Below are 13,638 nucleotides of genomic sequence, written 5' to 3' on the forward strand. Positions count from 1 at the left end.
AGTATTATAATCAGCCAATGACCGACAAAATATTGCAGACCAACGGCCCGGGCCGTCCCAAGGATCAAGCCAAGCGCCAAGCCATTCTGGATGCGGCGCAATCGCTGTTTCTGAGCAATGGCTATGACGGCAGCAGCATGGATGCGATTGCCGCCGAGGCGGGGGTTTCAAAGCTTACGGTGTATAACCACTTCACCGATAAAGAGACGCTGTTCTCGGCCGCAGTGGCCGCCAAGTGCACCTCGCAGTTACCGGAAGGCCTCTTTGAACTCACGTCAGACGTCTCGATAGAGAAGATTCTGATGAATATCGGCAGAGCGTTTCACACGCTGATCAACAGCCGCGAGTCCATCGAACTGCACCGGGTGATGGTCAGCCTGAGCACGCAGGAATCGAAACTTCCGGAGATGTTTTTCCAGGCAGGCCCGCAAACGCTGATCGACAAGATGACGCGCCTGCTGACCCAGGCCAACAACAGCGGCACACTCAAGGTGGAAACACCGCAACTGGCGGCGGATCAGTTCTTCTGCCTGCTCAAGGGCACCAGCAATTTTGCATTGCTGATCGGTTGCCGCGCGGCGCACAGCCAGCAGGAAGCAGAACTGCACGTCAGCGATTGCGTGAAAATGTTCATCCGCGCCTATCAGCCGTAATCTGCCGGGCGCGAATGACCGGCAGGGTTACTGAAGCTTCTTCAGCGGGTAAATATCGTAACGGCTGGATTTACCTTCCAGCGCATAACCGGGTTTGAATCCCTCGATTATCGGAGCCTTGCGCGGGCGTTTAACCACCACGCGGTGAGTCGCCAGCGCCATCGCGGCCGCCAGCAGCGCCGGAGCATCCTGATCGTCGCCGACCAATGGCCGAAACAGGCGCATTTCCTTTTTCACCAACGCACTCTTGTCGCGGTGCGGGAACATCGGGTCGAGATAAATCACCTGCGGCGCTTCGCCCTGCCACGCGCTCATCAACTCGATTGCATTGCCTTGCAGCAAGCGCATGCGTGCGCAGATCGGTGCTACATCCAGATCCAGCCGTGCCCGCGCCAGCCCGTCTTCCAGCAAGGCGGCAATCAGCGGCTGACGCTCGATCATGCTCACATTGCAACCCAGACTTGCCAGCACAAAGCTGTCGCGCCCAAGCCCTGCGGTAGCGTCCAGCACCACCGGGCGTATGCCTTGCTGAATGCCGACGGCCTTGGCGATCATCTGCCCGCTGCCACCGCCAAACAAGCGCCGGTGCGCCACAGCGCCTTCAACAAAGTCGACCTTGACCGGCCCCGGCGCCTTGTCACCCAACTCGCTCAGTTGCAGGCCAGCGGGACCGAGTTGCAAGGCAAAATCGGCATCGCCGTGCAATGCTAGGCCCAAGCGTGACGCCCATTGCTGCGCTGCATCATCCAACTCCGGCACCAGCGCTTCCATCCGCACCACGGCTGCTTGCACGTTATCGCTCATAAACCACTCATCAATTATTCGTCTGCGCAGCATTCTGCGCTGAGACCTTCAATGCCGGCTATTTTGCCAGAGCCGGGCACTTCGCGCGTTATCCAAGCGCCGCTGAAATTGTTTATTTGCCCGCTGTAACAAAAACACCGCTGACGGCTCTTTAGTCTCAAGCGAGCGACATCATCATCTCGCTTATAACTGGCGCTCATCAGGTGATAAATCGCCGGTCTGAGCCAGCAACAGATCCGCTCAATCTTTGAAGCCTTGGAGATATACAGATGACTAACAAAAGCACCCGCGCTGTATCCGCTGCCAGCTTGGCCCTTGCACTTGGCGCAGCCGTTGCGATCTCGACTGCCACTGTTACCACCGCCCATGCGGCCGACAACGAGAAATGCTTCGGTATTTCCATGAAAGGTAAAAACGATTGCGCAGCAGGCGCTGGCACCACATGCGCAGGCACTGCAAAAACCGATTTGCAGGGCAATGCCTGGAAATATGTCCCGGCCGGCACCTGTGAAAAGACCCCGTCTGCCTCATCGCCAACCGGCTTTGGTCAGCTGCAGGAATACAAAGAAAAAGCCTGATAAATCGCGGGGGAGCGAACTGTATGCCTAATGCTCATTTAACCGACGTCAGCCTGCGCGCCCCCGCTAAAGTCCGGGGCCTGCCCAACCGGGCGGGCATCGGCCTGAAAAGCCAGCATGTGGCCGAAATTATCGAGACGCTTCCGGAGCTCGGTTTCTTCGAGGTCCATGCAGAGAATTACATGGTTGCCGGGGGGCCGTTTCACCACTTCCTGCAACAGATTCGCCAGCATTATCCGCTCTCTATTCATGGCGTCGGCCTGTCGATTGGCGGTGTAGATCCACTCGACACGGCACATTTACAGCGCCTGCAAATATTGCTGGAACGCTACCAGCCGGAGTCGTTTTCCGAGCATCTGGCCTGGTCCAGCCACGGGCAAAACTATTTCAACGACCTGCTACCAGTTGCTTACGACGCCGCCACGCTGGATCGGGTGTGTGCGCATGTCGATCAGGTGCAGTCGCTGCTGAAGCGACAGATACTGCTGGAAAATCCATCGACTTACGTCGAGTTCGCTGACTCCAGCCTGACTGAGCCGCAGTTTATCAGTGCGATCATCCAGCGCACCGGCTGCGGCCTGCTGCTCGATGTGAACAATGTGTACGTCTCGGCGACCAATCATAACTGGGACGCACAACAGTACATCGACGCGCTGCCGCTGCACGCGGTCCGCGAGATTCATTTGGCAGGCTTCAGTGAAGACCTCGACAGCCTCGGCAGCCGCCTGCTGATCGACGCCCACGGTTCTGCCGTGGACCAGGCCGTGTGGACGCTGTACGCCGATGTTCTGCAGCGCCTCGGGCCGGTTCCGACCCTGATCGAGCGCGACGACGATGTGCCGGCGCTGCAGCACTTACTGGCCGAGGCGGATATCGCCGAGCAACATTTGCAACATGCAGCCGCCGCACGCAAGCAGGCCTGCCGATGAGCAACCAGACCACCTTCAGCCAGGCCCTGCTCAACCCAGAGCAGCCGTGCCCAGATGGCTTACGCAGCTGGAATGGCTCCGATCCCGCGCAACGCTTTGCGATCTATCGCAACAACGTCACCCGCTCGTTGATCGACGCGTTGGCAGACACTTTTCCGGTGGTCGCTGAGCTGGTGGGTGCAGACTTTTTCAACTTGCTGGCGCACAGCTACATTCAACACAGCCCACCCACCAGCCGGCTTCTGGTCGAGTACGGTGAAACCTTTGCCGACTTCATTCAAGGCTTTGCACCGGCCGCCAGCGTGCCGTATCTGGCGGATGTCGCGCGCCTTGAGTTCGCCAGAGTCCGGGCTTATCACAGCGCCGATATCACCGCCCTGACGCCGGTTGCGATCGCCGAGGTAATCGGCCAGCCCGAACACTTGGCCAACATGACTTTCGCCCTGCATCCGTCCGTGCAGATAGTCCACTCACGTTTCGCCCATGTCTCGATCTGGGCCGCGCATCAAGGCACGCATGACCTCGCCGCGGTTGATAGCCAATGCGCCGAAACAGCGCTGATTTTGCGCAACCGTTTAATCGTCGAAGTCATGGCCATTCAGCCAGCCGACGCGGCGTTTATCAGCGCACTGCAACAGGGCCAGCCGTTTGCCAAGGCGGCCGAGCTCGCCATGGACGTGGTCGCTGAATTCAATCTAAGCCCACCACTCGCTCACCTGATCAACACCGCCGTGATCGTGGGTTATGCCTATCCGGGCGCCTCATTAGGAAACAACCATGTCTGACTCCCCAACATTCGCCAACGCCTCGGCACCGGTAAAACTGATCGCAAAAGCGATCGACTGCTGCAAGCGGATTCCCTACAGCCTGATCGCTTTTATTGCGCGCTTCTCGATTGCAGCGGTGTTCTGGAAATCGGGCCAGACCAAGGTTCAAGGCTTTGTCATCGACATCGTCTCTGGCGATTTCGAATTGGGCGTGCCGCAGTTGTCCGGTTCGGCAATTCCCTTGTTCACAGAAGAATACAAAGTGCCGCTGCTTTCCCCGGAGTTTGCCGCCACGCTGGCCGCGTTCGCCGAGCACCTGTTCCCAGCGCTGCTTTTATTGGGCCTGGCCACTCGTTTTTCTGCGCTGGCACTGCTGGCCATGACGCTGGTGATTCAGTTGTTCGTATACCCCGATGCCTATCCGGTTCATGGCACATGGGCGGCGGTATTGCTGATGCTGGCGGCCAAAGGGCCGGGCAAGCTATCAATCGATCATCTGATCGCAAAACACTATGGCTATAAATCAGCCTGAGACGTTAAAGTACGACCATGACTGCCATCACTCGCCTGTGCCTGCGTTTGCTCATCGGCCTGACCCTTGCCTTTAATGGCATGGCTCAAGCCGAGACGCATATGCCCTGCCCGATGCAGGCAAGCGAGCAGAACGCCATGCATGCCCAGCACATGATGGATACGATGGATTGCTGCAACGACGCGGCAGATCACCAGTCCAGCAAAACGCCCTGCAAAGACGGCCAGGACTGCAGCAGCGCCAATATTGTGTTGCCCCTGCCCGGCCTGACTACGCCGCTGGCGTTCTCTGCGCAGCGCACCCTCTCGACCTATCAAAGCTTCATCCCTGCCAAGACCCCGTCCGGTGTCTGGCGCCCGCCCCGGGCCTGATTCCTGTTCTGACTTGATCACATCGCTCACGCCTTGCGCCTGAGCGAGCTGGCGTGCCGTTGCGCACGCCAGATCATCAATATGACTGGAATCAGTACGATGAAAGTTCACCGTAGTCATCCACGACGCAGTGCCTGCGCACTCGTCTGTAGCCTCGTGCTTGGCGAGTTCATCCCGAACATCAGCAGCGCCCTGACGCTGGATGAAGCCTTGCGTATCGCCGAAGCACAAGCGCCCTCCCTGAACGCCCAGACTGCCGATGTTGAACTGGCGCGCAGCATGGCCAAGCCGGCCGACCAATTGCCCGACCCGAAACTCTTGCTGGGCCTGAACAACTTTCCCATCAGCGGCGATAATCGGGGCGAGTTGAACGCCGAGCCGATGACCATGCAAATGGTCGGCATCTCTCAGGAAGTCACCAGCAGCGACAAACGTCAGGCGCGGGTGGCCATGGCTCAGGCCACAATCGAAACGGCGCAGGCCCAGCGCCAGATCGAGCGGTTGAATGTGCGCCTGCAAACAGCGCTGGCATGGATTTCTGCGCGGGCGACTGAGCAAAAACTGCAGTTGTTCAAACAGCTCTACAGCGAAAATAAACTGTTCGCCGCCGCCATTCGCGCCAGCATCGCCGGGGGTCAGGGCCAGTCTGCCGACAGCGTCGCGCCCCGCCAGGAAGCCCTGTTATTGGCAGAACAACAGGACAGCCTTGAGCAGGAACGCAGCCAGCAACGTGCCGCATTGCGCCGCTGGATCGGCGAAGACGCCCGCCAACCGCTCACCGGCAAGTTGCCGCAATGGCAGCCTGCCCCGGCGCAATTCAGTCATGCACTGGAGCAGCATCCCGAGCTTGCGGTGTATGAACCCATGAGCCGTCAGGCCGACGCTGCGATCAGCGCCGCCGTTGCCGAAAAGCAGCCGGACTGGGCCTGGCAGGTGGCGTACCAAAAGCGCGGCGCAGATTTCGGTGACATGGTCAGCGTGCAATTCAGCGTCGACTTGCCGGTGTTCGCTGGCTCGCGCCAAGACCCGAAAATTGCCGCTAGCCACTCCGCGCGCAATCGTCTGGACGCTCAACGCGAAGCCAAACTTCGCCAGCACCGCCAGCAGCTCGATGATTTGCAGGCGCAGTACCACCGGCTCGACCGCGCCGTGGAGCGCAGCCAGTCACAGTTGATCCCGCTGGCTATCGACAAGGTGCAACTAAGCCTTGCCGACTACCGCGCCGGCAAGAATCAACTCGCCAATCTGATCAGCGCCCGCCGTGAACTGATTGAAGCCCGCCTCAGGGATATCGACCTGCAACAACAGCGCTCACTCGTCAGCGCCAACCTGCATTACGCCTACACAGAGATCAGCCAATGAACACTCATCGCACCTACACGCTGCTCGGCGCGGCAATTCTGATCGGCCTCGGCGCCGCCGGGGGTTATTGGCTGGCACTGAGTAGCGGCGAGCACGCCGCCGACATGTCGGCGATGCAACCCGCTGTGGCCGATAAAAAGGTCCTGTACTGGTACGACCCCATGTATCCGCAGCAGAAGTTCGATAAACCCGGCCCGTCACCGTTCATGGACATGGCCCTGGTGCCGCGCTACGCCCAGCAAGAAGCCTCGGGCGCTGCCGTGAGAATTGACTCCGCCGTGGCCCAGAACCTTGGCATACGCTTGGCGCCAGTGGTTCGCGACACGCTCGATTCGACACTGGACGCCACCGCCAACCTGAACATCAGTGACCGCGACCGCGCCGTATTGCAGGCCCCCGAACAGGCCTTTATCGAGAAGGTGTATCCGCTGGCAGAAGATGATCTGATCCGCGCGGGTGAGCCGATAGCCGACCTGCTGATTCCCGAATGGGTACGCGCGCAAGAAGAGTTTCTGGCGCTGCGCAGCAGTGGCAACCGCCAACTATTGGCAGCCGCCCGCCAGCGCATGCGCCTGATCGGCATGCCGGCCGCGCTGATTGCAACGGTTGAGCGCGGCGGCAGGACCCAGACCGTATGGACATTGACCAGCCCGATTAACGGCGTAATCAAAAGCCTGGATGTGCGCCGTGGCATGCGCCTCAATGCCGGCCAGGATTTGGCCAGCATCAGCGGTTTGGGCACGGTATGGCTGGACATAGACATCGCGCAGGGCAATGCAACGCGCGTGCAACCTGGCCAGTCACTGGAGGCACGCCTGAGTGCATTTCCAGGTGAAGTGTTCAGCGGCAAGGTCAAAGCCATATTGCCGGAAACAGACACCGACAGCCGCACGCTGCGGGTTCGCGCAGAACTTGATAATCCACAAGGACGCTTAAGGCCGGGCCTCACTGCGCAGGTTCGGATAAATACCGGAGCCGGTCGCGAGACATTGTGGATACCCACCGAGGCACTGATTCGCACCGGCCAACGAACACTGGTCATGTTGGCAGTCGGTGAAGGTGCTTATCAGGGCGTGGAAGTTCGCACAGGGCTCGAAGCCGGAGACCGCAGCGAAATTCTCGCTGGCCTGCAGGCGGGGCAAAACGTCGTGGTTTCAGGGCAGTTCCTGCTCGACTCCGAAGCCAGCTTGCAAGGGGTCGAGATACGCCGGCTGAGTGACAGTGCGGCAACCGAAGATGCAACAACTGCAAAACCTCTGCATGCCTCGCAAGGTGAAGTCATCGAGGTCAGTGCCAACGCTATCACCGTCGCCCACGGACCGTTCGAAACACTCGGCATGCCGGGCATGACCATGAGTTTCAAACTCGCCAAAGCAGAGCTTGCCGACGGTATTGAGGTTGGCGCGCACGTGCGCTTCGCGGTCAGCGAAGCGGATGCAGGGCTGATCGTTGAGCAACTGCAGGCAATGGAGGCTCAGCCATGATTGCTGCGTTGATTCGCTGGTCGGTTAACAACCGGTTTCTGGTATTGCTCGCGACCTTGTTCATCACGGCATGGGGAACGTGGGCGGTGCAGAATACCGCAATTGATGCCCTGCCCGATCTCTCCGATGTACAGGTGATTATCCGCACGCCCTACCTCGGACAGGCGCCGCAGATTGTCGAAAATCAGGTCACGTATCCGCTCGCCACGACCATGCTTTCAGTGCCCGGCGCCAAGACCGTTCGCGGCTATTCGTTCTTTGGTGACAGCTACGTGTATGTGCTGTTTGAAGACGGCACCGATCTGTACTGGGCGCGCTCGCGCGTGCTCGAATACCTGAGCCAGGTACAAAGCCGCTTGCCCGCCGAAGCCAAGCCCAGCCTGGGCCCGGACGCCACCGGCGTTGGCTGGATATACCAGTACGCGCTGGTTGACCGCAGCGGCAAACACGACCTTGCGCAACTGCGGGCATTGCAGGACTGGTTTCTCAAATTTGAGCTGAAAACCATCGCCAACGTCGCTGAAGTCGCGACTATCGGCGGCATGGTCAAGCAATACCAAGTGGTACTTGATCCGGTGAAAATGGCCAGCCTGGGGATAACCCAGGCGCAGATCACCGCGGCAATTGGCGAGGCCAATCAGGAAACCGGCGGCGCGGTCATGGCGCTGGCCGAGACCGAGTTCATGGTGCGCGCTTCGGGCTACCTGAAAACATTGGATGACTTTCGCGCCATCCCCCTGAAACTCAGTGCACGCGGAGTCCCGGTCACGCTCGGTGATGTGGCGCACATTCAACTGGGCCCGGAAATGCGCCGGGGCATTGGCGAACTCGATGGCGAAGGCGAAGTGGTGGGCGGCGTGGTGATTTTGCGCAGCGGCAAAAACGCCCGCTCCACCATTGCCGCGGTGAAGAGCAAACTGGAGGAACTCAAGAGCAGCCTGCCGGAGGGCGTCGAGATCGTCAGCACTTACGACCGCAGTCAGTTGATTGACCGCGCGGTGAGCAATCTCAGCTTCAAGTTACTTGAAGAGTTCGTGGTGGTTGCGTTGGTCTGCGGGCTGTTTCTCTGGCATCTGCGTTCCGCCATGGTCGCCATCGTCTCGCTGCCGGTTGGCGTGCTGATCGCCTTTGCCGTGATGCACCAGCAAGGCGTCAACGCCAACATCATGTCGCTGGGCGGCATCGCCATTGCCATCGGCGCAATGGTCGATGCCGCGGTGGTGATGATCGAGAACGCGCACAAGAAGATCGAAGCCTGGCATGAGCAAAATCCGGGCAAAACCCTCGAAGGCGCTGCGCATTGGCGAGTCATTACCGACGCCGCTGTAGAGGTCGGCCCCGCGCTGTTTTTCAGCCTGATGATCATTACCCAGTCGTTCATTCCGGTGTTCACTTTGCAGGCGCAGGAAGGCCGCTTGTTCGGCCCGCTGGCGTTTACCAAGACTTACGCCATGGCAGCCGCCGCCGGTTTGTCGGTGACGCTGGTACCGGTGTTGATGGGCTACTGGATTCGCGGGCGTATTCCCAGCGAAAAGCAGAATCCGCTCAACCGCGGCCTTATCGCGATTTACCAGCCGCTGCTCGACGCGGTTCTGCGCAAACCCAAAACCACTATGATGGCTGCAGGCCTGCTGTTCTTGAGTGCAGCCTGGCCGTTGGCGCATTTGGGCGGCGAGTTTTTACCGCCCCTCGACGAAGGTGATCTTTTGTACATGCCGTCCGCGCTGCCGGGTTTATCCGCGCAAAAGGCCGGGCAGTTGCTGCAGCAGACCGATCGCCTGATTAAAACCGTGCCAGAGGTTGCCAGTGTGTTTGGCAAGGCCGGGCGCGCCGAGTCCGCCACCGATCCGGCGCCGCTGGAGATGTTCGAAACCACCATTCAGTTCAAGCCACAAGCGCAGTGGCGCGAGGGCATGACGCCCGCCAAATTGATCGAGGAGCTTGACCGTGTGGTGCAAGTGCCGGGCTTGAGCAACATCTGGATCGCGCCCATCCGCAACCGCATCGACATGCTCGCCACCGGCATCAAAAGCCCAATTGGGGTCAAGGTTGCGGGGCAGAATCTGGCGCAGATCGACGCCATTACCCAGGCCGTTGAAAAGGTCGCGAAACAGGTTGATGGCGTTAGTTCGGCACTCGCCGAACGGTTGACGGGCGGGCGTTATATTGATGTCGATATCAAGCGCAAAGCCGCCGCGCAATACGGCCTTAACATCGCCGAGGTCCAGGCGATTGTCGCCGGTGCGATTGGTGGGCAGAACATCGGTGAAACCGTAGAAGGCTTGGCGCGCTTCCCGATCAGCGTGCGTTACCCGAAGGAGTGGCGTGACTCGCCGAGTCGCCTGCGCGAACTGCCGATCATCACCGCGAACGGCAGCCAGATTACCTTGGGCATGGTCGCCAGCATAAGCGTCAGCGACGGACCGCCGATGCTCAAAAGCGAAAACGCCCGTCCCTCGGGCTGGGTTTACATTGATGTACGCGAGCGCGATCTGGCCTCGGTGGTCAGCGACTTGCGCGAAGCAATCGATCAGAACGTGACGCTACAGCCGGGCATGAGCTTGAGTTACGCCGGGCAATTCGAGTTTCTTGAGCGCGCCAATGCGCGCCTGAAACTGGTAGTACCGGCGACATTGCTGATCATCTTTGTGCTGCTGTATCTGACCTTTCAGCGGTTCAGCGAAGCGCTGCTGATCATGTCCACCCTGCCCTTTGCCTTAACCGGCGGCATCTGGTTTCTCTACTGGCTGGATTACAACTTGTCGGTGGCAACCGGGGTCGGTTTTATCGCCCTGGCCGGCGTCGCGGCCGAGTTCGGGGTCATCATGCTGCTGTACCTGAAAAACGCCTGGCAACAGCGATTGGCGCTCGGGCAAAACTCGCCAGCAGCCTTGCTTGATGCAATCCGTGAAGGCGCCGTTCAGCGCGTAAGGCCCAAGGCGATGACCGTGGCGGTGATTATTGCCGGTTTGCTGCCGATTCTGCTCGGCAGTGGCACCGGTAGTGAGGTGATGAGCCGTATCGCCGCGCCGATGGTGGGCGGCATGATCACCGCGCCGCTGCTGTCGCTGTTTGTACTGCCCGCGGCCTACCGGCTGATGCAGCGCAAGTAGCCCATGCCCGCCGTGCAGCGCCAGGCGCGCTGCACGGATCACAGCAAACCGAGTTGCTCGGCGGGTGGCGCAATGTCGATGGCAGGCAATGCCGGCAGACCCGGCAAACGCGTCATCAGTTGTTCGTGAAAGCGCCGTGCCAACAACGGCGCCAGGCGATTGTCCGAGGTGTGCAAGTACACATGCGGGGTGAGACCGGCTTCGATCCACTGCGCCACTTTATCCAGCCAAGGCTCGATAAATGGATCATTCGCCAGTAACTGCGGATGGCCAATAAAACGTACCTGCGGCGCCTGGCTGAACGCAGCGGGGCGAATGGGCAGCCGCGGCTTTTTATCCTGCGCATGCACAACCGAGGCATCTGCGGAGGTACAACTGAACAGCGCGCGCGAGTCCAGACAAATGCGCTCAACGCCTCTGTCCAGCAACAATCGGTTAAGTGCTTTCTCCTCCTCGCCTTTAGCGAAAAAGTGCGGATGACGCACCTCGACGGCTAACGCCCCTTCCCCCCAATGGTCGATAAAGCTGGCTAACTCGGGTAACCGCCGCGGCTCGAAACTGGCTGGCAATTGCAGCCAGTACGGGGTCACTCTCGGGCCTAATGGCGCCAGCAATTGGCGGAACTGATCAACCGCTTCAAACTGCAGGCGCAAGTCACCGGAGTGGCTGATATCGCCAGGCAATTTGGCGCAAAAACGGAATGAGCCGGGCATGGTCTCAGCCCAGCGCGCAATCGTCGCCTGCGAGGGCCGCGCATAGAAAGTGGTGTTGCCTTCAACGGTATTGAACAGCTGGCAGTAATGGCCAAGAAAGTCAGTGCTGCGGGCCTCATCGGGATACACCAGGCCGCGCCAGGCGTTCTCACTCCACGACGGGCAACCCAAATAATAAGGAATCATTGATAACCCAGCAGACGGTCAGTTGCTGCAACGCCCGTACGCATCAGCCGGTCAGGCGAACAGATCGAGACCTACGACCTGCAGGCCATCGGAGTCGGCGACAAAGGCGGCGGTGCTGCTGTAACTGGCGATGGCCTGAGCGGCGCGGTTGTTCAGGCGCGGTTGGTAGTCCTGATCAGGCTGCGTGGCAGGTAACCGGCCGTACAAGCTGTCGGTGGTCGATGAGGCAGTTGTTGCAGAATAGACCTGCAAACCCGATGTGGACGAGCCCGGCGCAGGGCTGACAACTGCATCCGGACGCTGCGCGGTTTGCTGGGTGTCTTGCTGGATTTGCCGATACGCAGACGAAGCCGTTCCCTGTCGCGGGCTGCGATCCAGTGAAACCGGCAATGACGGGGCGTCTATACGCATCTAATACTGCTCAAAAAATAATCAGAACGCTAATTTGAACTGCAATTTAACCTGCGCCCGGCACCTTGGCAACAATGGCCAGGTGCCGGGCATCACAAACTACTGGCGTTCAGCCTTCGGCGTGGCGACCTGATCACGCAAGTACACCGGCAACGCCTGATCCGCCGGCAGTGCCTCGCCACGCGCCCAGGCAAAACCGGCCAGCGCCAGAACGTCTTCAGCGTGTGGCAGCATGGCGGGTTCGCACGCCTTGAGCGTGACATCAATACGCTCGGCAAACGTGCCCCAACCGGTGCCTGCACCGTACCAGTCGCCACTCGCGCCGGCTGGCAAACTGGCAGATTCTGGCGCGCAAACGCGCTCGTTTTCCTGCAAGCGCATCTCGCCATCTTCGAGGCTGTAGCAGCCCCAGTAGACTTCATCCATGCGCGCATCAATCGCCGCCGCTACTTGGCTTACGCCCTGCTCGCGATAGGCCCGCTGAGCCAGTGCCGCCAGATTGGAAACCGGCAGTACCGGGCGGTCCAGCGCAAAACCCAGCCCCTGAACCACACCGATGGCAATCCGAATACCGGTAAACGCGCCAGGCCCACGGCCAAAAGCGATGGCGTCGAGTTGAGACAATTCAACACCCGCCTCCGCCAGCAGGTTCTTGATCATCGGCAGCAGACGCTGCGCATGCAGGCGTGGAATCACCTCGTAATGACTGGTCACCTTGCCGTTATGCAGCAAGGCAACCGAACAGGCTTCAGTCGCGGTATCCAGGGCCAACAAGGTGGTCATTGCACAATCCAGAAAATCGGAGCCAGTGAATTCAGGCGGGGGCGCATTATACCTGCAGTTGCGCCGCTAAAACGACTACGGCCCGCAAGCGGGCCGTAGGATGAGCAATCAGGGCATGAGGCCAGTTGCTCGCTAAAACCTCAGGTAAGCCGCAAAGGCGCTTACCTGTGCAGTCTTAGCTAAGTGCTGCCAACACCTTGGCAGTGATCTCGTCGACCGAGCCAACGCCTTGAACGGCGGTGTACTTTGGCGTGCCTTCAGCAGCCGAAAGTGCCTGATAGAAGGCGACAAGCGGTTGAGTCTGCGAGTGGTAAACCGACAGGCGATGACGCACGGTCTCTTCCTTGTCGTCTTCACGCTGAATCAGTTCTTCACCGGTTTCATCGTCTTTACCGGCCACTTTCGGCGGATTGTGTTCGGTGTGGTAAACGCGGCCCGAGGCCGGGTGAACGCGACGACCGGCAATACGGCCGACGATTTCTTCGTCGTCTACTGCAATTTCGATAACGGCGTCGATGACCACGCCTGCGTTCTTCAGGGCTTCTGCCTGAGGAATGGTGCGCGGGAAGCCGTCAAACAGGAAACCACCGGCGCAATCCGGCTGAGTCAGGCGCTCACGGATCAGATCAATGATGATTTCGTCAGATACCAGACCGCCGCTATCCATCACACCCTTGACCTTGAGGCCAAGCGGGCTGCCGGCTTTGACCGCTGCACGAAGCATGTCACCGGTGGAGATTTGTGGAATGCCGAACTTCTTGGTAATGAAGCCGGCCTGGGTACCTTTACCGGCACCGGGCGCCCCTAGCAGAATCACGCGCATCGATGTGCTCCTCAAACATTAAGTAGTAATCGTCGGACTCGCCTCATGGGGCCAATCTCAATAATAGGTTTCGGCTGTTGGACACAGGGGTGCCAAATTGCCAAAGGCCGATCAAGATACACAGCGCAC

14 protein-coding genes are annotated in these 13,638 nt (G+C 59.6%); 9 read left to right on the plus strand and 5 right to left on the minus strand.

The window, feature by feature from the left end; translation table 11 throughout:
- The first annotated feature begins 17 nt into the window (after window positions 1-17).
- Complete coding sequence (locus BM395_RS03590; RefSeq protein WP_090508914.1) at window positions 18-653, plus strand: TetR/AcrR family transcriptional regulator; 636 nt, start codon at window positions 18-20, stop codon at window positions 651-653.
- Window positions 654-680: 27 nt separating this feature from the next.
- Here the strand turns inward: BM395_RS03590 and BM395_RS03595 are convergent, their stop codons facing one another.
- Window positions 681-1,424: a class I SAM-dependent methyltransferase gene (locus BM395_RS03595; protein ID WP_425287578.1), complete on the minus strand. Its 744-nt coding sequence runs from the start codon at window positions 1,422-1,424 to the stop codon at window positions 681-683.
- A 302-nt stretch (window positions 1,425-1,726) separates the two neighbouring features.
- Here BM395_RS03595 and BM395_RS03600 point away from each other — a divergent pair, with 302 nt between their 5' ends.
- The 8 genes from BM395_RS03600 to BM395_RS03635 all read left to right on the plus strand — a co-directional run bounded on the left by BM395_RS03600 (window position 1,727) and on the right by BM395_RS03635 (window position 10,593).
- Complete coding sequence (locus BM395_RS03600) at window positions 1,727-2,035, plus strand: BufA1 family periplasmic bufferin-type metallophore (protein WP_069899504.1); 309 nt, start codon at window positions 1,727-1,729, stop codon at window positions 2,033-2,035.
- 23 nt (window positions 2,036-2,058) lie between these two features.
- Window positions 2,059-2,964, plus strand: coding sequence for an MNIO family bufferin maturase (gene bufB / locus BM395_RS03605; RefSeq protein ID WP_090508916.1), 906 nt, complete (start codon window positions 2,059-2,061; stop codon window positions 2,962-2,964).
- Window positions 2,961-3,749 (plus strand): HvfC/BufC N-terminal domain-containing protein, encoded by a 789-nt coding sequence (locus tag BM395_RS03610; protein WP_090508917.1) that lies wholly within the window; start codon window positions 2,961-2,963, stop codon window positions 3,747-3,749. Before bufB ends, BM395_RS03610 begins: the two co-directional genes overlap by 4 nt.
- Window positions 3,742-4,263 (plus strand): DoxX family protein, encoded by a 522-nt coding sequence (locus BM395_RS03615; RefSeq protein WP_090508918.1) that lies wholly within the window; start codon window positions 3,742-3,744, stop codon window positions 4,261-4,263. Before BM395_RS03610 ends, BM395_RS03615 begins: the two co-directional genes overlap by 8 nt.
- Before the next feature lie 17 nt (window positions 4,264-4,280).
- Entirely contained in the window at window positions 4,281-4,634 is a 354-nt protein-coding gene (locus BM395_RS03620) for a hypothetical protein (RefSeq protein WP_090508919.1), read from the plus strand.
- 99 nt (window positions 4,635-4,733) lie between these two features.
- Window positions 4,734-5,996, plus strand: coding sequence for a TolC family protein (locus tag BM395_RS03625; RefSeq protein ID WP_090508920.1), 1,263 nt, complete (start codon window positions 4,734-4,736; stop codon window positions 5,994-5,996).
- Window positions 5,993-7,480 (plus strand): efflux RND transporter periplasmic adaptor subunit, encoded by a 1,488-nt coding sequence (locus tag BM395_RS03630; RefSeq protein ID WP_090508921.1) that lies wholly within the window; start codon window positions 5,993-5,995, stop codon window positions 7,478-7,480. Before BM395_RS03625 ends, BM395_RS03630 begins: the two co-directional genes overlap by 4 nt.
- On the plus strand, window positions 7,477-10,593 hold the full coding sequence (locus tag BM395_RS03635) for an efflux RND transporter permease subunit (protein ID WP_090508922.1): 3,117 nt from the start codon (window positions 7,477-7,479) through the stop codon (window positions 10,591-10,593). The genes BM395_RS03630 and BM395_RS03635 overlap by 4 nt, the downstream gene beginning before the upstream one ends.
- 38 nt (window positions 10,594-10,631) lie before the next feature.
- Here the strand turns inward: BM395_RS03635 and BM395_RS03640 are convergent, their stop codons facing one another.
- The 4 genes from BM395_RS03640 to adk form a co-directional block, all read right to left on the minus strand.
- Window positions 10,632-11,492, minus strand: coding sequence for a DUF72 domain-containing protein (locus BM395_RS03640; protein WP_090508923.1), 861 nt, complete (start codon window positions 11,490-11,492; stop codon window positions 10,632-10,634).
- Window positions 11,493-11,543: 51 nt separating this feature from the next.
- Window positions 11,544-11,903, minus strand: a complete 360-nt coding sequence (locus BM395_RS03645; RefSeq protein ID WP_090508924.1) for a hypothetical protein — start codon at window positions 11,901-11,903, stop codon at window positions 11,544-11,546.
- Window positions 11,904-12,002: 99 nt separating this feature from the next.
- Entirely contained in the window at window positions 12,003-12,686 is a 684-nt protein-coding gene (gene tsaB, locus BM395_RS03650; RefSeq protein WP_090508925.1) for a tRNA (adenosine(37)-N6)-threonylcarbamoyltransferase complex dimerization subunit type 1 TsaB, read from the minus strand.
- Window positions 12,687-12,861: 175 nt separating this feature from the next.
- Entirely contained in the window at window positions 12,862-13,509 is a 648-nt protein-coding gene (gene adk, locus BM395_RS03655; protein ID WP_069899515.1) for an adenylate kinase, read from the minus strand.
- Window positions 13,510-13,638: the final 129 nt, after the last annotated feature.

It is taken from the genome of Pseudomonas marincola (assembly GCF_900116605.1).
Taxonomy (GTDB): domain Bacteria; phylum Pseudomonadota; class Gammaproteobacteria; order Pseudomonadales; family Pseudomonadaceae; genus Aquipseudomonas; species Aquipseudomonas marincola.